This is a genomic window from Sanguibacter sp. 25GB23B1 (assembly GCF_040012415.1).
Lineage (GTDB): Bacteria > Actinomycetota > Actinomycetes > Actinomycetales > Cellulomonadaceae > Sanguibacter.
On record NZ_JBDYKL010000010.1, the window covers coordinates 56,437 to 74,279 of the forward strand.

19 protein-coding genes are annotated in these 17,843 nt (G+C 69.2%); 8 read left to right on the forward strand and 11 right to left on the reverse strand.

Annotated elements, in window-relative coordinates; translation table 11 throughout:
• Positions 1–5: 5 nt before the first annotated feature.
• On the reverse strand, positions 6–893 hold the full coding sequence (locus tag ABKW26_RS08075) for an HNH endonuclease (protein ID WP_348592518.1): 888 nt from the start codon (positions 891–893) through the stop codon (positions 6–8).
• Positions 894–1,057: 164 nt separating this feature from the next.
• On the opposite strand from ABKW26_RS08075, the gene ABKW26_RS08080 reads away from it, so the two are divergent.
• From ABKW26_RS08080 to ABKW26_RS08090, 3 genes are read left to right on the forward strand one after another with little or no spacing between them, the layout of a single operon-like run.
• Entirely contained in the window at positions 1,058–1,459 is a 402-nt protein-coding gene (locus tag ABKW26_RS08080; protein ID WP_348592520.1) for a YbaB/EbfC family nucleoid-associated protein, read from the forward strand.
• Positions 1,452–1,811 carry a type VII secretion target gene (locus ABKW26_RS08085; RefSeq protein ID WP_348592522.1) on the forward strand — a complete coding sequence of 120 codons (360 nt, stop codon included), beginning with the start codon at positions 1,452–1,454 and terminating at the stop codon, positions 1,809–1,811. Before ABKW26_RS08080 ends, ABKW26_RS08085 begins: the two co-directional genes overlap by 8 nt.
• Complete coding sequence (locus tag ABKW26_RS08090; protein WP_348592524.1) at positions 1,808–2,722, forward strand: WXG100 family type VII secretion target; 915 nt, start codon at positions 1,808–1,810, stop codon at positions 2,720–2,722. The genes ABKW26_RS08085 and ABKW26_RS08090 overlap by 4 nt, the downstream gene beginning before the upstream one ends.
• A 14-nt stretch (positions 2,723–2,736) precedes the next feature.
• Here ABKW26_RS08090 and ABKW26_RS08095 read toward each other — a convergent pair whose 3' ends face one another.
• Positions 2,737–3,108, reverse strand: coding sequence for a hypothetical protein (locus tag ABKW26_RS08095; RefSeq protein ID WP_348592526.1), 372 nt, complete (start codon positions 3,106–3,108; stop codon positions 2,737–2,739).
• A 447-nt stretch (positions 3,109–3,555) separates the two neighbouring features.
• On the opposite strand from ABKW26_RS08095, the gene ABKW26_RS08100 reads away from it, so the two are divergent.
• Both ABKW26_RS08100 and ABKW26_RS08105 read left to right on the forward strand, forming a co-directional pair.
• The gene (locus ABKW26_RS08100) at positions 3,556–4,704 is read left to right on the forward strand and encodes a hypothetical protein (protein WP_348592528.1); all 1,149 of its coding nucleotides are present in this window, start codon (positions 3,556–3,558) and stop codon (positions 4,702–4,704) included.
• A gap of 28 nt (positions 4,705–4,732) precedes the next feature.
• Positions 4,733–5,218, forward strand: a complete 486-nt coding sequence (locus tag ABKW26_RS08105) for an anthrone oxygenase family protein (RefSeq protein ID WP_348592529.1) — start codon at positions 4,733–4,735, stop codon at positions 5,216–5,218.
• A gap of 3 nt (positions 5,219–5,221) precedes the next feature.
• Here ABKW26_RS08105 and ABKW26_RS08110 read toward each other — a convergent pair whose 3' ends face one another.
• Positions 5,222–5,860, reverse strand: coding sequence for a YitT family protein (locus ABKW26_RS08110; protein WP_348592531.1), 639 nt, complete (start codon positions 5,858–5,860; stop codon positions 5,222–5,224).
• A 100-nt stretch (positions 5,861–5,960) separates the two neighbouring features.
• Here ABKW26_RS08110 and ABKW26_RS08115 point away from each other — a divergent pair, with 100 nt between their 5' ends.
• The 3 genes from ABKW26_RS08115 to thpR all read left to right on the forward strand — a co-directional run bounded on the left by ABKW26_RS08115 (position 5,961) and on the right by thpR (position 9,607).
• The gene (locus ABKW26_RS08115) at positions 5,961–6,425 is read left to right on the forward strand and encodes an Lrp/AsnC family transcriptional regulator (RefSeq protein WP_348592533.1); all 465 of its coding nucleotides are present in this window, start codon (positions 5,961–5,963) and stop codon (positions 6,423–6,425) included.
• A gap of 73 nt (positions 6,426–6,498) precedes the next feature.
• Positions 6,499–8,970 carry an excinuclease ABC subunit UvrA gene (gene uvrA / locus ABKW26_RS08120; RefSeq protein ID WP_348592535.1) on the forward strand — a complete coding sequence of 824 codons (2,472 nt, stop codon included), beginning with the start codon at positions 6,499–6,501 and terminating at the stop codon, positions 8,968–8,970.
• A gap of 10 nt (positions 8,971–8,980) precedes the next feature.
• A complete protein-coding gene (thpR, locus tag ABKW26_RS08125; protein ID WP_348592537.1) occupies positions 8,981–9,607 on the forward strand; it encodes an RNA 2',3'-cyclic phosphodiesterase in 627 nt (208 codons plus the stop codon).
• Positions 9,608–9,618: 11 nt separating this feature from the next.
• On the opposite strand, the gene ABKW26_RS08130 is transcribed toward thpR, so the two are convergent.
• From ABKW26_RS08130 to ABKW26_RS08165, 8 genes are all read right to left on the reverse strand, one after another.
• Positions 9,619–9,825, reverse strand: coding sequence for a hypothetical protein (locus tag ABKW26_RS08130; protein WP_348592539.1), 207 nt, complete (start codon positions 9,823–9,825; stop codon positions 9,619–9,621).
• 96 nt (positions 9,826–9,921) lie between these two features.
• Complete coding sequence (locus ABKW26_RS08135; RefSeq protein WP_348592541.1) at positions 9,922–10,737, reverse strand: hypothetical protein; 816 nt, start codon at positions 10,735–10,737, stop codon at positions 9,922–9,924.
• The gene (locus tag ABKW26_RS08140) at positions 10,734–11,351 is read right to left on the reverse strand and encodes a hypothetical protein (protein ID WP_348592543.1); all 618 of its coding nucleotides are present in this window, start codon (positions 11,349–11,351) and stop codon (positions 10,734–10,736) included. The genes ABKW26_RS08135 and ABKW26_RS08140 overlap by 4 nt, the downstream gene beginning before the upstream one ends.
• 113 nt (positions 11,352–11,464) lie before the next feature.
• Entirely contained in the window at positions 11,465–13,525 is a 2,061-nt protein-coding gene (locus tag ABKW26_RS08145; RefSeq protein WP_348592544.1) for a TIM-barrel domain-containing protein, read from the reverse strand.
• Positions 13,518–14,237: a DUF624 domain-containing protein gene (locus ABKW26_RS08150; RefSeq protein WP_348592546.1), complete on the reverse strand. Its 720-nt coding sequence runs from the start codon at positions 14,235–14,237 to the stop codon at positions 13,518–13,520. The genes ABKW26_RS08145 and ABKW26_RS08150 overlap by 8 nt, the downstream gene beginning before the upstream one ends.
• The gene (locus ABKW26_RS08155) at positions 14,234–15,142 is read right to left on the reverse strand and encodes a carbohydrate ABC transporter permease (protein WP_348592548.1); all 909 of its coding nucleotides are present in this window, start codon (positions 15,140–15,142) and stop codon (positions 14,234–14,236) included. Before ABKW26_RS08155 ends, ABKW26_RS08150 begins: the two co-directional genes overlap by 4 nt.
• Before the next feature lie 11 nt (positions 15,143–15,153).
• The gene (locus ABKW26_RS08160) at positions 15,154–16,131 is read right to left on the reverse strand and encodes an ABC transporter permease subunit (protein WP_348592550.1); all 978 of its coding nucleotides are present in this window, start codon (positions 16,129–16,131) and stop codon (positions 15,154–15,156) included.
• 8 nt (positions 16,132–16,139) lie between these two features.
• Positions 16,140–17,753, reverse strand: a complete 1,614-nt coding sequence (locus tag ABKW26_RS08165; RefSeq protein ID WP_348592552.1) for an extracellular solute-binding protein — start codon at positions 17,751–17,753, stop codon at positions 16,140–16,142.
• Between the last annotated feature and the right edge of the window lie 90 nt (positions 17,754–17,843).

Consider the following 17,843-nt stretch of genomic DNA (forward strand, 5'->3'; position numbering starts at 1 on the left):
AGACCCTAGCGCCGGGCCATCTTCTCGTAGCGCCACGCGAGCAGCTCGCGGTCCGGACGGTCCGCAGCGCGTTGCGGCGTCGAGATCAGACGTCCGTGCATCTCCTGGAGGCCGTGCTTGAGCATCGGACCGTCGATCTCGGCGAGGAGCTCGGTGTCGATCTCGACGACGTAGTCGGGCGTGATGCCCAGCATGTTCTGGTCGTAGGCCGCGTGATGGATCTTGCACAGGGCCAGCCCGTTGTTCACGGTGGGCACGCCCTTCTCCTCGGAGTCCGACACGATGTGGGCCGCGTCGAGCAGCGAGCCGTGCTTGAGCTGACAGACCGCGCAGCTCACCTCGTAGGCGACGAGGACGCGGGTCCGGAACGCCGGCTGGTGCAGGCGCTGACGGGCCAGGCGCACCGCGTACGCCCGCTGCGGGACGGTCAGGTGGCGGGGGTCGGGCACGAACGTGAACGACTCGTCGAGCGCGATGAGGAACGCCCGCTCCTCAGGGATGTCGTCGACCACGTACACGGGCGCGATCGGCGTGAGGATGTTCTTCACCTCTTTGCGGAAGAGGATGAGCGGCTGCCCGGTCTCGATGGCGTTGCGCATCTTGCGGTTGTCGCCACCCCACGGGTCCCCCTTGCGGTACGCGTAGTGCAAGAGCCCGTCCTCGGACTCCGCGTCGTCGTAGGGACCGTTCGCCGTCACCATGATCGACAGGGTCGACGAGAACTCCTGCGGGTTGCGGATGCCGCGCGAGTAGTCGATGACCGGCAGGTCGACGCCGTCGATCCGGTGCGCGAGGAGCTCGTGACGGTACAAGAACCCGCCGTTGACCTCGGCTCGTCGCTGGACCCAGTCGATGATGCGCAGCCGGAGAGCGGTCTCGACCAGGGTGTCCATGGGCGAAGCTCATCACCGAAGCCGCCCGAGCGCAATGGTCCGGGCCGCTCGGGTACCGGGGCACCGGGCCGGGGAGTTCTGCCCATCGTGGCACCGCCGAGAACGCGGGATGCTGTCGCTCGATCGGTCCTGACCAGGACCGACATGCAGTGATGGGATGACATATGTCCACCGACGACGCCTGGATCCAACGACTCCAAGAGCAGGCTCTCGAACGCCTGGAGACCGCCAAGACGCTCCAGGACGCCCTGAGCACGACGCGAGCGACCGCGACGAGCCGTGACCGCCACGTGACCATGACGGTTGGCGCGTCAGGCGTGATCGTCGACCTCTCGTTCTCTGATCTCGACGGAACCGATGCCGACCAGCTCCGGGCGTCTGCGCTCGAGGCCCTGCGCGCCGCTCAGTCCAAGGCGTCCGAGGCGATCGCCGAGCTCACCCGGTCGATGCCCGACGCAGAGACGATCGGCAGCTTCCTCCGTGGCGAGGTTCCTGAGGGCACCCGGTCACGCCTGGCAGACGAGCTGACAGAACGACGCGCTCAGCAGGGAGCGACCCGTGGCTGACCAGGTCGAGGTCGACTACGCCGCGGTGCAGCTCGCCGCGCGGGAGCACCTGACGCTCGCGACCCGCACCGACACCGCCGACAGGGCGCGACGATCGGCCGACCTCCCCTCCGGGTCTCTCGGAAAGCTCCCCGCCGCTGACGAGCTGCAGGCGACGTTCGACGCGCAGTACGTAGCAGTCGGTGACGCGCTCACGAAGCTGTCCGAGATCTTCGAGTCGGTGCGGGACCGCCTGACGGCCACGGTCGACAGGTACGAGGCGACAGACACGTCCGTCGCCTCGATGATGGAGCTGGGCCTCGGGGCCCTCGACTCCGCGTCGCCCGCGCCGTTCACGAGGGTGCCGCTGTGAGCGTGACTGCGGCGCTGTCCGTATGGGACAAGATCAACAGCTGGATGGGGCCGCTCGATGGCCTCGTCGATGCGCTCCTGCGCCCGATCGTGGCCCCTCTCGCAGACATGTTCGACTGGGTGACCGGTGACTCCGACGCTGTGCGCTCGACGGCTCAGCGCTGGGCCGATCTGGCGCGCACGATCGATGCCCTGGTCGACTACCAGCAGGACGTGCTGCTGCCGCTCGCGCAGGGCTGGGACGGTCCTGCGCACGACGCGTTCGCCACCGCCATGCGAGACCTGCAGGACCAGGTCCGCGAGATCGCTGAGGCGAGCCGGCAGACCGGGGACTTCCTCGACGATGCCGCGATGGAGATCGAGGTTGCGGAGGAGATGGTCGCCACCATCATCCGCGAGCTCATCGAGTGGGCACTGATCTCCCTGGCTGTCAGCGCCGCGCTCGCTCTCGTGACCTGGGGGGCGTCCAGCCTGGCCGGCGCAGCCGCCGCCTATGCCGAAGGAGCGATCGCCGCCTCGCGGATCACCGCCATCGTCACGAAGGTCGCACAGGCACTCACCGCGCTGGCGCGGGCAGCGAAGGTGCTCCGAGCGGCGAAGCTCATCTCCTGGCACACGTTGGCCAAGATGATGACGATCACGCCGGTCGTGAAGACCGTCACCGGACTGACAGGCAACCCGTTCCAGGCCCTCGACGACCTCGCCACCGGTGTACGCGACATCGTGGCTGACGAGCTCGACGACCAGCGCTCGGGTGCCACGGACCTGCAGACTCCGACGCGCGACCTGATCGACGGCTTCGTCGGACCTGCGGCGGAGTTCGCCGACCCGGTCCTCGACTACCTCGATCCGGCCCTGGACGTGCTCGAAGACGTCGACCGCGCCCTGCTGGCGAACCCGTTCGGGGGCTGACCGGGGGCAGCAGGTCAGCGCGGGCGCCGCGCCCTCTTGACCATCCAGCCGAGACCCCACACGAAGAGCCCGGCGTAGACCACGAGCCTCAGGACGAAGAACACACCGACGCCCACGAGACCGGCAAGAAGCGCCCCCGTCGAGCCACCGATGGCGTACCCGACGAGCGAGAAGACTCCGACGACCACGGCCGCGACGGCAACGTTGGCCAACAGGTCCAGCAGGGCAGCCTGGAAGTCGACCCACATCGTCCGCGGGGCCTGGCGCAGGTCGTCCGCCAGCTGGCTGCGAAAGCTGGATCGTCCGGCGCGGCGGTGCGGCTCCTCGCGTGCCGCGTCCGGAGCAGGCAGGCCGTAGGGTGGTGCACCGTAGTGATCGGGCGGCACCGCGGGCACCCCGTAGGTTGCCTGCGCTGGCGCTGCCCCATACGGATCGGGTGAGCCGTACACAGAAGGCACGCCGTACGGCTCGGAGGCCCCAGGCGCCGCTCCCTGAGGCTGCTGGGACGACGGCACGACTCCGTAGGAGGCGGGCTCCCCGCTGGTCGGCTGACTCATCGTTCCTTCTCTCTGCACGGTTCAGCGGTGCGGTCTGTCACGTGCACGCGCCCTACCGTAGTCGCCTGTCCGCGCACGCCGGGCCCATCCACAGGGGCACACCCACAGGGACGTCTCTCCTCATGGTGTCGGCGCATCAGCCGGTCCAGGCTGAGGGCAGCCCCTCTCCTCTCGGGCGCGAGCGCGAGCCGGCGCAGCATCGTCCGTCTCCTGCCGACTCGAAGTCATAGGATCGGGGCGTGCGCGGGCGCGCACCAGGACGCGAGGTGAACAGGTATGGCCGTGCTCACGACGAGCAGTGCGACGTCTCTCGCGCCCCCTGCGTCCCCGGCGACCTCCGCCCCGGTGGAGCGCGGCCCGGGGCGCCGGCCACGCATGAAGCGCCGGTGGGTGGTGGCGCTCAGCGTGCTGGGCGTGGTCGCGGTGGTGCTGGCCGTGGTCGTCGCGGGGATCGTCGTCACGGAGGGCCGCCGGCTGCTGACGGCACAGGACATCGACGCGACCCTCGGCGACGTCCCGGGCGTGGCCGACGCCGACGTCTCGTACTCGTACCGCCCGTTCTCGAGCGAGCGGAACTTCGTCGTGGCGCTCGATCTCGACCCGGAGGCGGACGCTACGCCGGTCGCGGAGGCGCTCGCCGATGTGCAGCGGCGGTGGCGGGACTCGCCCCTCGGGGACGAGGCCGTCGCGACGAGCGTCGCCCTCACCGTCGGGGACGAGGCGACGCTCGCATTCAGCAGCTGGGACCTCCCCGAGGAGGAGACCGCGCGGCAGGTCGAGTACTGGTCCATGCTCCGCACGGCCCTCGGTCCGGAGGTCACCGTGCTGGTCATGACCTTCGACGGCGAGACCGAGAGCTGGCTCGAAGCCAAGCTGCCACCCTCGAACGGGACGACGGCGACAGCCACGGAACTGGCCGACCGGATCGAGACGGCTGCCTCTGCTGCACCTCCCGCGGGCGGTTGGGCGTGGTCGGTACGCACGTCGAGCCGGTCGGAGGACGAGGCACGGCAAGACTCGGTCGACACGCTCGGCGCGCGTCCCGGGCCCGAGGCGCTCGAGCTGTGGCGCGGTGCCGCGACCATCGCGTCGAGCGCATCGCCCACGCCGGAGCTGTGGCTGTGGAGCGACGCGACGGCTTCACCCAGCACGATCCTCCACGTGACGCTCCCGGACGCGCCCGGCCCGGACGGCACAGCGCCCACGGGCGCGCCGTTCGTCGACGGTCCGCACTGGGCCGACGCCACGCGCTACGCCGAGCTCGTCGCCGCCGCGGACGACGCACGGTTGTCGATCCAGGAAGGAGACACCTTCATCGCCGACCTCTCCGCGCAGACGTGCGCAGCCCCGTCCACACCCTCCAGCAGCGCCGTCGAGGCCGCACTGCTGGAGCACCTGCAGGCGACGGGTGCAGACTTCTGCTGATCCCCGCCAGCCACTCGAGAGGACCCTCATGAGCGACTCGCTCCTCGTCCCGCTGCTCGTCGCGTCGACCGTGACGACCGGTCTCGTGGCCGGGCTCTTCTACGCCTTCACGTGCGCAGTCATGCCGGGGCTGCGGCGCGCGGAGGATGTTGTCTTCGTCGCGACGATGACGGCGATCAACGCAGCGATCCAGAACGTCGTCTTCGCGGTGGCGTTCGTCGGCGCGCTGATCTTCACGGGCGGTGCGCTCGTCGCTGGTGTCGCCGCAGGCTCGCCCACGGTCCCGTGGGTCGTGGCCGGCCTCGTCCTCTACGTCGCGGCGCTCGTCATCACCGGGGTGCGGAACGTCCCGCTGAACAACCAGATCGATGCGCACGCAGCGAGCCCGGACGTCACGGCGACCGACGCGCGACGTGCCTTCGAACGCCCGTGGAACCGCTGGAACACCGCCCGGACCGTGCTCACGACCGCGGCGCTCGGCTGCCTGGCCGGAGCGTTGCTCGAGGTGTCCTGAGGCTCAGGCGAGATACCGCCCCGGCCGGTGGTTCATCGCGAGGATGACGTTGAGGACCACGACGCCGGACACGGACGCGAGGACCACGAGCGGGTCGACGACGAGGAGCGCGGCGAGCACGATGACGGCGTCGAAGCACAGCTGGACGAGCCCGGCGCTGAGGCCGAACCGCTCCTGGACGTAGAGGACGAAGATCCCCAGGCCGCCGGCGCTCGCGCGGTGGCGGAAGAGCACGATGAAGGCGAGTCCCATGAACATCCCGCCGAGCGCGCACGCGTAGAAGGGCGTGATGAAGCTGATGGTGATGTTCGCAGCATGCAGCTCGGTGAACACGGAGATGAGGCCGACGACCGTGAACGTCTTCAGCGTGAAGGCCCATCCCATCCGCACGACGGCGAGCACGTAGAAGGGCAGGTTGATGAGGAAGAAGACGACGCTGAAGCTCCAGCCCGTCGAGTAGGTGACGAGGAACGCGATCCCGGCGAGCCCGCCGGAGACGCCGCCGACGTCCTTGAGGAGGAGAAGCCCGAACGACAGGGCGAGCGCGCCGACGAGGAGGGCCACCGCGTCCTCGGCCGGACGGTGCGGTCGCGCAGGGGCGACCGGCGGTACCGGGCGGGCGACGGGGCGGGTGGCAGTCACCGTCGTAGCGTGCGGCCGCACGTCCTGCATGCGCAACAGAGAGGCTGTCGAGTGCGCAGGATGCTCAGCCTCGAGAGCCCAGAGGCGTAGTGTGCACAGCATGACGCCGCTCGACGCGCTCGACGCGCGGATCCTCCTGGCCCTCGACGAGGACCCGGACGCCACCACCCTCGGCCTCGCGCGCGATCTCGGCGTCGCCCGCAACACCGTGCACGCCCGGCTCCGGCGGCTGGAGGAGTCCGGTGCGCTGCGTGCGCCGAGCCGGCGCCTCGACCCCCGGGCGCTCGGCTACGAGCTGCTCGCGTTCGTCACCCTGTCGATCAGCCAGGCGTCCCGCGAGGAAGCGGTCGAGGGACTCTCCCGCATCCCCGAGATCGTCGAGATGCACGCGATCTCGGGCGAGGGTGACCTCATCGCCCGGGTCGTCGCGCGCGACACGCACCACCTCTACGAGGTGACGAGCGCGATGCTCACGATCGACGGCATCGCGCGGTCGAGCACGACGATCGTCCTCGCCGAGGAGCTGCCCTCCCGCATGGGGCCGCTCCTGCGCTCGCTCGGCTGAGACCCTCTTCACTCAGTCGCGCGCGGTACGGGCGCGGAGGTGCGGGCCGGAGCCGCACGGCTGACACTGGAGCGTGCCCCACGATCCGAACGACTCCTTCGTCCATGTCCGCGGAGCCAGCGAGCACAACCTCAAGAACATCGACGTCGACCTGCCGCGTGACGCGCTCGTCGCCTTCACCGGTGTCTCAGGCTCCGGAAAGTCCTCGTTGGCCTTCGGCACGCTCTACGCCGAGGCGCAGCGCCGGTACTTCGAGTCGGTCGCACCGTACGCGCGCCGGCTCCTGCACCAGGTGGGCGCTCCGCACGTCGAGGAGATCACGGGACTGCCGCCCGCGGTGGCGCTGCAGCAGCGACGCGGCGCCCCGAGCTCGCGCTCGAGCGTGGGCACGCTGACGACGCTGTCGAACCTCGTGCGGATGCTCTACTCGCGTGCCGGCACGTACCCTGCCGGTGCGTCGTGCCTCGGGGCGGAGGCGTTCTCCCCGAACACGACGGCGGGCGCGTGCCCGCGCTGCCAGGGGCTCGGCGAGGAGCACGACGTCAGCGAAGATCTGCTCGTCCCCGACACCTCGCTGAGCATCCGCGAGGGCGCGATCGCCGCGTGGCCGGGCGCCTGGCAGGGCGCGAACCTGCGCAGCATCGTGTCCGGCCTGGGGATCGACGTCACCACCCCCTGGAGCTCGCTCCCGAAGAAGGACCGCGACTGGCTCCTCTTCACCGAGGAGCAGCCCAAGGTCCTCATCAAACCTGAGCGCGACCGCATCGACCACGGGTACTACGGCCTCTTCTGGAGCGCCCGCGCGCACGTCCACCACGTCCTGGCCACCTCCAAGAGCCAGATGATGCGCGACAAGGCGATGCGCTACGTCCGCAGCGTCGCGTGCTCCGTCTGCCACGGCACCGGTCTCCAGCCGGACTCGCTCGCCGTCACCTTCCGTGGCCTGAGCATCGCGCAGACCAACGCCCTGTCGTTCACCGAGCTCGTCCCGCTGCTGCGTCCGGTGGCGGAGCTCACCGAGGCGGGAGCAGCGACGTCCTCGGCCGACTCCGGCGAGGCGACCGAGGTGGCCGTGCGCATCTGTGCCGACCTCGTCGCGAGGATCCAGGTGCTGCTCGACCTCGGCCTCGGCTACCTCTCGCTCGGTCGCAGCTCGACGACGCTCTCCCCCGGCGAGGCGCAGCGCCTGCGCATCGCGACCCAGCTGCGCTCGGGGCTCTTCGGGGTCGTCTACGTCCTCGACGAACCGTCCGCGGGGCTGCACCCGGCCGACGCGAAACCCCTGCTCGACGTCCTCGACGCGCTCAAGGACGCGGGCAACTCCCTGTTCGTCGTGGAGCACGACCTCGACATCGTGCGTCGAGCCGACTGGGTCGTCGACGTGGGCCCCGGCGCCGGGGAGCACGGGGGTCAGGTGCTCTACTCCGGGCCGGTCGCGGGGCTCGAGACCGTCGAGGCATCGGTCACCGGGAAGTACCTCTTCGGTCGCGCGGAGCAGCAGCAGCGATCCCAGCGCACGCCCCACGGGTGGTTGCACCTGCACGGGGTCAGCCGGCACAACCTCACGGACCTCTCGGTCGAGGTGCCGCTGTGCGTGCTCACGGCCGTCACCGGTGTGTCGGGCTCGGGGAAGTCGACGCTCGTCACCCAGGTGCTCGCCGAGCTCGTGCGCCGCCACCTCGGCCAGGCCGCGGACGACGCGGAGGACGACGAGCTCGAGATCGACGTCGACGACGCCTCCGGCCTGGAGGTCTTCGACCGCCTCGTGCGCGTCGACCAGCGCCCGATCGGTCGCACGCCCCGCTCGAACCTCGCCACCTACACGGGCCTGTTCGACGCGGTGCGCAAGGTGTACGCCGCGACGCCCAAGGCCCGCGAGCGCGGCTACGGCGCCGGCCGCTTCTCCTTCAACGTGGCCGAGGGCCGGTGCGACACGTGCCAGGGCGAGGGATCCGTCTCGGTCGAGCTCCTCTTCATGCCCGGCACGTACGCCCCGTGCCCGACGTGCCACGGGGCGCGCTACGACGCCGCGACCCTCGAGATCACGTACCGCGGCAAGAGCATCGCCGACGTGCTCGGCCTCTCGGTCGACGAGGCCGCCGACTTCCTCGCTGACGTCCCGGCCGCTGTGCGCAGCCTCACGACGCTGCGCGAGGTCGGCCTCGGATACCTGCGCCTCGGCCAGCCCGCCACCGAGCTCAGCGGCGGAGAGGCGCAGCGGATCAAGCTCGCCACCGAGCTGCAGCGCGCCCACCGCGGGCACGCCCTCTACCTGCTCGACGAGCCGACCGCCGGGCTTCACCCCGCGGACATCGCCCTGCTGCTCCGCCAGCTGCACCGACTGGTCGACGCCGGGAACACGGTGGTGCTCGTCGAGCACGACCTCGACACGATCGCGAGCGCCGACTGGGTCATCGACCTCGGCCCTGGCGGTGGCGACCAGGGCGGTCACGTGGTCGCCACGGGCACGCCGGAGGAGGTCGCGCGTGCGGCAGACAGCGTGACGGCGCCGTATCTGGCCGCGCGGCTGGCCGCTCGCGTGTGATGATGCGAGCATGCGACTCTTCGCCGCGATCACACCACCCGAGTCGGTGCTCGACCACCTCGAGAACGCGCTCACCATGCTGGGCGACATCCCTGCAGCACCGGAGCGTGACGACCGGCGACGCTCTCGCGGCACCCGTGCGACGCGTGCCGCTCACCGTTCCCCGTGGACGCCACGCTCGACGTGGCACCTGACGGTCGCGTTCTTCGGTTCGGTGCCCGACGGCGCGCTACCGGACGTCGAGCTCCAGGTCGCGGCAGCCGTGGCGGACGTCGAGCCGTTCACCGTGCACCTCTCGGGCGCCGGCACCTTCCGCGGCACGGTGCTGTGGGTGGGTGTCGGCGGCGAGACCGCGCCCCTCACGGAGTCGATGCACGCGCTCGCCGAGGTCCGCAGCGAGATCACGACGCTCGACGACCGCCGTGAGCGGAACCGCGCGCACCTGACGGTCTCGCGATCACCGGCGATCGACGCCGCATCGGTCGCGCACGCTCTGTCGGTCTACCGCGGGCCGGAGTGGACGGTCGACACCCTCGAGCTCGTCGAGTCCGAGCTCGGCGCGGGCGAGCAGGGACACCCGGTACACACGGTGGTCGCGACCGTCCCTCTCGGAAGTGCCGGCCGCGACCACCGGTGAAGCGGGCTGGTTCAGTCGTTCGTCGGCTTCAGGCGTTCGATCGCCTCTGCCACCTCGGGCTCGTCCATCTGAGCCGCGACGGCGCCCTGCTCGGCAACGTCGTCGTCCGAGGCATCCTCTGGCTCGGTCACGGGCTCTCCGACGACATCGTCATCGGCGGCCGGGACGAGGTTGGGGTTGAACACTGCTCCGGGGCCGAAGCCTCCACTGGTGGTCATGGTCGTCTCGCTCTCATCGTCGTTGATGCGTGGGTGAGTACGTGCGCCTCGATCCTTCCATCCTCGCCTGGCCACGCGATCTGCGCAGAGGGAGGGCTAACGGTCGTCTCTGCTCTGACCAGGAGGCCGACCGAAGGCGCCCAGTGACTGCGCAGACAGAGTCGGCCGGTCGCCCGACGGGCGCCCGCTCGCTCGCGACAGAGCTAGTCGAGCACGCGCGAGGCCGTCGTCTGCTCCTGGCACCGATCCGAGGATTCTGGGGGTCAGGGCTAGCGTGCTGAGCGCCGTGTCGAGGTAACGTAGGTCCCGCGCCGTTGCCTCCTGGAGGCGGTCGGCGGGCGTGACGAGCGTGAGGAGAACGGCCAGGTCCGCCAGGTGGCGATCTCTGCCGGCGTCGAGTGGGATCGTGAATGCTGCGGACTTCGCCACGAGGCTGCCCAGCAGGGAAGGGCGACGCACCGTGCCCGTGCGACCCGCCACCTCCACCACCACGTCGTCGGTCCGGTCCAGCGCTTGTTGGGCGGCTCGCGTCTCGAGCGTCGTGCCACCGCCGACCCCACGGCGCGAGCTCGCGCGCTCGCCGAGATGGCGCGGGATAAGAATGTCGATCACCGCGTCTCCGCACACCCATCGCTGCTGGTGACCTTGCCAGCTCTCGCCCGCAGACGTGAACCCGAGGCCGGCGAGCGCCTGGGTGACGTTCCACAGGACCTGTGGCTCAGCACGAACGTCGAGCACTGCGTCGATGTCATCAGTAGGTCTGGTCGGGCTGGCTCCTCGTTCCGCACAGTGCAGGTGCACCATCTGCCCGCCCACGAGGGTCCACCCAGTCGGCTTGCGGTCGTACAGGTCGAGCAGGGCGTGCCAACCGACAGTCTGCGCAGTCGTCATGGCAGGCATGGCGACGGTCACGAGACGTGACCCTGGTGCTCCACGAGCCAGTCTCGCAACAGCTCGCGGGCGCGGCTCTCTTCTCGCGGACCGTCTGCGTCAGCCAGATCGGCGATCACCAGAAGCTCAGGCACAGGGCTCGGAGGAACGATGGGGGCGACATGAAGGCGGACGTTTGCGCGAGCTCGTGCCACCGGCACCAAGAGGTGGTCGAGCACGATCTCTTCTGCGTCGTCTGCGTGGACGTACACCTCGGCGAAAGATGCTGCCGACACTCCTGAGCGCGGGTCGGACACACCGGAGACGACCGCTCGCTCGTCCGCGAGGAGACCTGGGACATCCTGCGCCTGCAGGTGACGGACCTCAGATCTGCTGGGCAACCACGACCGCAGCACCGCGAGCGCATCGGGTGCACTGCGGAGCTGATCCACACGCCTCCGGATCCGATAGGCCTCGTCGGACCGCAACCACTCGGCGGACTGACGATCGGGGCCGACCAGGAGCCCCCAGGCGATCCGTGCGCTCATCGGTCGACCTGCGCGTGGTGCGCTGCGACGCAGCGACCCTGAGTCGACGACCCACCGACCAGCGACCTGCTGCGCGTCGAGATCCCCGGCCGCAATCATCTGGCGCACGCGAGTCACGCTGACGCGCATCGCGGCTGCGGCTTCTACGACAGAGAGCATGGGCATAGACGCAATGCTATCGGCGTGAATAGCATTGCGTCTATTTGTAGATACTGATGGACTCAGAGGGCACTCCCGAGCGCCCCGACAATGTCAGGCAGCGCGCCGTCCCGCGCGAACACCGGGATGACCCCGAGCGGGGCGTCGGCCTCGATCCACGCACCGCCGTCGTGCACGGATCCGTCGGCCAGCGACGTCCACGTCGACCCGGCCGGGAGGTAGACCCGCCGCGAGCGCACGCCCGCCTCCAGCACCGGAGCGACGAGCAGCGACGGCCCGTACAAGAACTGGTCGGCCACGTCCCACGCCGCCGCGTCCTCGGGGAAGTCGTGGAACAGCCCACGCATGATCGGCTGGCCGTCCGTGTGGGCCGAGGCCATCAGCCCGCGCGTGTACTCCCGCAACGCCTCCCGCACGTGGACGTAGCTCGAGAGCACCTCGTAGACCTCGTCGCCGTAGCTCCACAGCTCGTTGCCTGCACCGGACGGACAGCGCCGGGACCCGTCGACCGCGCGGACCTCGTGCTGCGGGCCGCGGTCGCCGTGCAGGCGCATGACCGGCATGAAGGTCCCCATCTGGAACCAGCGCACGAGCAGCTCGTGGAACGCCGGGTCGTCCACCCGTCCGCCGCCGAACCCTCCGATGTCCGTGGTGAACCACGGGATGCCGGCCACACCCATGTGGATGCCGGCGGTCACCTGGCGGCGCATGGACGCGAAGGACGAGTGGATGTCCCCCGACCACACGAGCGCCCCGTACCGCTGCGACCCGGCCCAGGCGCAGCGCACGAGGTTCACCGGGTCGCTCTGACCGTCCGCGACCTGACCGTCGTACACAGCCCGGGAGAACATCTGTGGATAGACGTTGCCGACCTCGAGCGCCTGGCCCGCGTAGTAGCTGTACGCACCGAACTCGAAGAAGGAGTACTCCGGCTCGGCCTCGTCGAGCCAGAAGAGCTTGACGCCGGGGTAGTTCGCGCGGAGCTTGGCCCACAGCCACTCGCGGGCGGCCGGGTTCGTCACGTCGAGGAAGCGGCTCGGCCCCTCGAAGGACATCTGGATGTCCACACCCCGGTTCGACCGCACGAGGTAGCCCAGACGATCGAGCTCGGCGAAGTTCTCCGACGCGAGCGACACCTGCGGCCACACCGAGACCATGAGCTCGATCCCGAGGCTCGTGAGCTCCGCGACCATCGCCTCCGGGTCCGGCCAGAACTCCTCTTCGAAGCGGAAGTCGCCCATGAGCGGCCAGTGGAAGAAGTCCGCGACGATGACGTCCATCGGCAGCCCGCGACGCGTGTGCTCACGCGCCACCTGGAGCAGCTCCTCCTGCGACGTGTAGCGCAGCTTGCACTGCCAGAAGCCGAGCCCGTACTCGGGCATCATCGGGGCGTGACCGGTCGCCTGCGCGTAGTTCCGCGCGATGTCCGCGGGCGTCGCCCCGGCCGTGATCCAGTAGTCGATCTGCGCGGTCGACTCGGCGAACCACTCCGTGCGGTTCGTCGCGAAGGTCGCCCGACCGATCGCCGGGTTGTGCCAGAGGAACCCGTAGCCCGCGCTCGACAGGACGAACGGGATGGTCACCTGCGAGTTGCGGTGCGCGAGCTCGACCGTCGAGCCCTTGAGGTCGAGGATGTCCTGCTGGTACTGGCCCATCCCGTAGAGCTTCTCCGCGCGGTCCGCGACGAACGACGCCCGGGCGCGGTAGGTACCACCGGGCAGCGCGTCGTAGTCGCGGGCACGCAGCTTGAGCGCCCCGCCGTGCTCCTCCTCCGCGAGCAGCAGCGTGCCGTCGGCGTCGAAGAACTCGAGCCGGCAGCGTGAGCGGGAGTACCCGGCCTGGTGGTCGTAGAACTCCTCCGCGGTGGCGACGACACGGAGGGCGCCGTTCGTCAGCGAGGCGACCTCCGCGGACCCGGACCCGGCCCGGGGCTCGAGCACCGCCCGCGCGGCCCCGACCGCTTCCGGGTCCGGGGGGAGCAGAGCCCAGTCGGAGTCGAGGATCGGGCCGCCGAGCACGGCGCGCACGCGCACCGAGTCAGCGCCCCACGGTTCGACGACGAGGGTCTCACCGCTGCCCCGCCAGACGAGTCGGTGGTCGTCGAGAAGAAAGGCGTCAGGCACGGGCGGGCTCCTTGGAGGGCTGGGGTGCGGGCGAGGACACGGAGGCGGACGACGAGGCCGACGCGGGCGCCGCCGGCCGGGGCAGCACCCCGGTCTGCCAGACGTACGCCATGACCGCGAAGGCCGGGGCCACGACGCCGAAGACGACCGCGAGCCCGGGAAGGACGTAGTAGAGGCCGAGCGTGACGCCGAGGGTCCCGGCGCACACGAGGGCGAGCACCGGCCGGGCGATCGTCAGGACGACGCTACGCCGCAGGATTCCCACCGGCCCCTCGGCGAAGTGCGCGCGCAGCACGAACACGGTCGCGGTCACGACGAGGAGCACGAGCGTGAGGATCCACAAGAGCCACTGGAGGACGGGAGCAGCTGCGAGGTCCACCGCACCGGAGCCGGCGGCCCGCAGCAGGCGGTGGTCGTAGAGGACCACCGCCCACCCGGCCGTGAGGACGAGGCCGATGACGTTGGCGCCGACGAGCTCGGCACGCCACACGTCGTGGAACTCGCGCCAGAGCGACGGGCGGTCGCGCGCGCCCTCCCACCCGGCCTCCTCCATGTGGTCGCGCCGCAGCACCGAGAGCACGGCCGCGGTGGCGGGGTACGCGCCGAGGACGACGCCGCCCATGAGGGTGTGAGCGATCCACAGGAGCTGGAGGTGAGCCAGCCGGAAACCTGCGTCGCCGATGCGGGTGTGCCACCCGAGGACGCGGTTCATCCCTTCACCGACCCGATCATGACGCCCTTCTCGAAGTACTTCTGGAGGAAGGGGTACAAGATGATCACCGGCAGCGTGGAGACGACGATGACGCCGTACTTGATCTGGTCGGCGAACTGCTGACCATAGCCACCGCCGGTACCACCCGCGCCGCCCGCACCACCGGCGAAGGCGGTGTTCGAGATGAGGATGTCGCGCAGCACGATCTGTAGCGGCTGCTTGTCGTAGTCCCGGATGAAGATGAGACCGGTGAAGAAGTCGTTCCAGTGCTGGACGATGTAGTACAGCATGATCACGGACAAGATGGCCTTCGAGAGCGGGATCGCCATCTTGAAGAAGAACTGGAAGTCGTTCGCGCCGTCGAGCGTCGCCGCCTCGTGGAGCTCCTGGGGCAGCGAGTGCTCGTAGAACGCCCTCGCGATGATGAGGTTGTACACGTTGAGGGCGCCCGGGAGGATGAACACCCACATGTTGTTGAGCAGCCCGATGTCCCGGTACAGCATGTAGGTGGGGATGAGCCCGCCGCTGAAGAACATCGTGAAGGCGAAGAACAGCATGAGCGGGCGCCGCGCCGCGAAGTCACGACGCGAGAGCGCATACGCGGCCGGGATGGTGACGACCATGTTCACGGCCGTGCCGAGGACCGTGTAGACGATCGTGTTCTTGTAGCCGTTCCAGATGCGGTCGTCGGCGAGGATCTGCTCGTACCCGAACCAGTTGATCCCCTGCGGCAGGAACGACACCGCTCCGGACTGGACGAGCGCGGGCGAGCTGATGGACGCGATCATGACGAAGTAGATGGGATAGAGCGTCACGAACACGATGACGGCGAGCGAGATCGAGACGACGGCGGTGAACGCGACGTCGCTCGGCGTGGCGTGCCTGAGCTTTCTGAACATCTTCATGGGAGCTCCCCTCACCACAGGCTCGTGTTGGACACGCGTTTGGCCACCGCGTTGGTGATCACGAGGAACGTGAAGTTGATGGCGGTGTTGAACAGTCCGATCGCGGTCGAGTAGCTGAACTGCGAGCCGACGATGCCGATCTTGTAGACGTAGGTCGAGATGACCTCGGAGACCGGCAGGTTGAGCGTGTTCTGCATGAGGAACACCTTCTCGAACCCGGTGTTGAGCACACCGCCCATGTTGAGGATGAGCAGGATCATCATGGTCGGCACGAGCGCCGGGAAGTCGATGTGGCGGATGACCTGGAAGCGGCTCGCGCCGTCGATCTTCGCCGCCTCGTAGAGCTGGGTGTCGACGCTCGCCAAGGCCGCGAGATAGATGATGCTGTTCCACCCGCAGTGCTGCCACACCTCGGAGATGACATAGACCGGAACGAAGGTGTCCGTGTCACCGAGGAAGTTGACCCCGGTGATCCCGAAGTTCTCGAGGAACCGTGTGATGAGCCCGGTGCTCGGCGAGAGGAACACCTGCAGCATCCCGACGATGACGACGATCGAGATGAAGTGCGGCAGGTATGTGGCCGTCTGCGTGAACCTCTTGCGCCGGGTGTGGAGCACCTGGTTGATGAGGATCGCGAGCCCGATCGGGGCGATGAACCCGAACACGAGCGTGGCGAGGCTGATCGTCAGGGTGTTGCCCATGAGCGTCCAGAACTGCGGAGACTCGAAGAACTGGACGAAGTACTTCAGCCCGACCCATTCGCCGCCGGTGAGCCCTTTCGCGAAGTCGAACTCGCGGAACGCGAGCTGGATCCCGTACATCGGTCCGTAGGCGAACAGCGCCGTGAACGCGATGGCGGGCAGCAGCATGACCCAGAGCTGCCACTGCCGGGAGAAGTGCCGCTTGAGCCGCGGGCCGGCCTTCGTCGGCCGGCCCGCCTGCGTGGTCGAGCTGGCCTTGGGTGGGGGAATCTCGAGTGCCACGACCATGGCGCGGCCTACTTCGACTCGATGTACGTGTCGTAGTACTTCTGGTGGATCTCGTCGTTCTGCGTGACGCCGAGGGACTCGAGCTGGCCGACGTACTCGTCCCACTCGTCCTCGACGCCGCCCGCGGTGATCCACTGCGCGAACTTCGGCATGGCCACACCGAGGATGGCCGTGTTGTTCAGCGCGACGGTGCTGAGGTCCTCGGAGGACATCTTGATGAACGGTCCGGGCCACACGTTCGCGTCGACGTCGAGGGCGTCGAAGGCCGGCTGGAGCGGGATCGCGTCCTCGACCGCCTCGGCGAGGTCGCTCGGGAGCTCGACGGTGAGGTCCTCACGGATGAAGATCGGACCGTTGTCCGCGAGGGACGACGTCCACTTCCACGTCGACGGGTCGAGGTTCGCGTCCGCCGGCGGGAGGACCGTGAACTCGGTGTCGCTGACCTTCTCGACGTTCGTGGGGATGTCGCCGAAGAGCACCTGCATCGAGGTGTCCGTGCCGTAGAACTCGTTGATGACCCGGAGCGTGGCGTCCTTGTTCTCCGCGTTCGCGGACATGGTGATGTGGTTGCGCGTGAGGTTCTCGTAGTCGTAGGACCACGACGGGTCGTCGCTCTGGCCGGCCTCCGCGAGGAGCGGTGCCGTCGCGGAGTACTGCTCGTAGACGCCGGGACCGAAGCGGTCCGAGCCGGACCATCCCCACGAGAAGCCGACGCGGGCCTCGTCACCCGTGCCGCGGGCGACCGACTGGTATGTGGAGTAGTCCTGCGTGAAGGCCTCCTCGCTGATGAGCCCGGCCTCCCAGCAGCGGTGGAGGAACGCGACCATGTCCTTGTAGCGCTCGTCCGTGAAGAGGTTCTCCACCGTGCCGTCGTCGACGACGATGCCCGCGCCACCGCCGCCGGAGATGGTCAGGCCCGTGCTGCCGAGCAGCGCGGTCGGCTGGAAGTACCCGAAGCCGGTGGTGCCCACGGGGGCGAAGTCGAGCGGGATCTCGTCTGCCTGCCCGTTGCCGTTGGGGTCACCGTCCTTGAACGCGACGAGGACGTCGTAGAGCTCGTCCCACGTCGTCGGCTGGGCGAGACCCAGCGTGTCGAGCCACTGCTGGTTGATGTACTGGTGGGTGATCGCCTGCGGCCAGAACTTCTTGTACGACGGGATCGAGTAGACCTGACCGTCGAGGGACGTGGCCATGAGCTCGGCGCCGTCGACCTCGTCGAACATCTCCTGCACGTTCGGCAGGGCGTCCATGTCGTCGCTGAGGTCCTCGAAGAGGCTTCCGAACGTCGCCAGGTCCGAGTCCGTGATCCCGTTGGCACCGATGATGAGGTCAGGGACGTCACCGGCCGCGAGCATGGGGTTCTTCTTCTGGTCCCAGTCGGCGGAGACCTCTTCCCACGTGATCGTCACGTCGGCGCTCTTCTCGAGCTCCGCGACCCACGCCATGTCGGTCATCTTCTTCGTCAGCGGATGCTTGACGACGAGGATCGACACCTCTCTGCCGTCGCCGGAGCCGGCGTCGCTCCCGCCGCCGCAGGCTGTGAGCACCAGGGACGTCGACAGGGCGAACGCCACCACTCCGGCGGCCTTTCTCGGACGACCGCTTCGGGTGTGCTGGGTCATGGGTCTCCTCCTTGAGACGTGCGCCTGGGCGCAGAACCGGGCAGTGCTGGACAGGGTTGGGCAGGGCTGGACAGGGCTGGGCAGGCCGAT

Bases quoted from the DNA above. Each gene is read 5' to 3' on its own strand.
- ABKW26_RS08075 (WP_348592518.1), bottom strand. From the start codon at position 893: ATGGACACCCTGGTCGAGACCGCTCTCCGGCTGCGCATCATCGACTGG.
- ABKW26_RS08080 (WP_348592520.1), top strand. From the start codon at position 1,058: ATGTCCACCGACGACGCCTGGATCCAACGACTCCAAGAGCAGGCTCTC.
- ABKW26_RS08100 (WP_348592528.1), top strand. From the start codon at position 3,556: ATGGCCGTGCTCACGACGAGCAGTGCGACGTCTCTCGCGCCCCCTGCG.
- ABKW26_RS08105 (WP_348592529.1), top strand. From the start codon at position 4,733: ATGAGCGACTCGCTCCTCGTCCCGCTGCTCGTCGCGTCGACCGTGACG.
- ABKW26_RS08115 (WP_348592533.1), top strand. From the start codon at position 5,961: ATGACGCCGCTCGACGCGCTCGACGCGCGGATCCTCCTGGCCCTCGAC.
- thpR (WP_348592537.1), top strand. From the start codon at position 8,981: ATGCGACTCTTCGCCGCGATCACACCACCCGAGTCGGTGCTCGACCAC.
- ABKW26_RS08130 (WP_348592539.1), bottom strand. From the start codon at position 9,825: ATGACCACCAGTGGAGGCTTCGGCCCCGGAGCAGTGTTCAACCCCAAC.
- ABKW26_RS08150 (WP_348592546.1), bottom strand. From the start codon at position 14,237: ATGAACCGCGTCCTCGGGTGGCACACCCGCATCGGCGACGCAGGTTTC.
- ABKW26_RS08155 (WP_348592548.1), bottom strand. From the start codon at position 15,142: ATGAAGATGTTCAGAAAGCTCAGGCACGCCACGCCGAGCGACGTCGCG.
- ABKW26_RS08160 (WP_348592550.1), bottom strand. From the start codon at position 16,131: ATGGTCGTGGCACTCGAGATTCCCCCACCCAAGGCCAGCTCGACCACG.
- ABKW26_RS08165 (WP_348592552.1), bottom strand. From the start codon at position 17,753: ATGACCCAGCACACCCGAAGCGGTCGTCCGAGAAAGGCCGCCGGAGTG.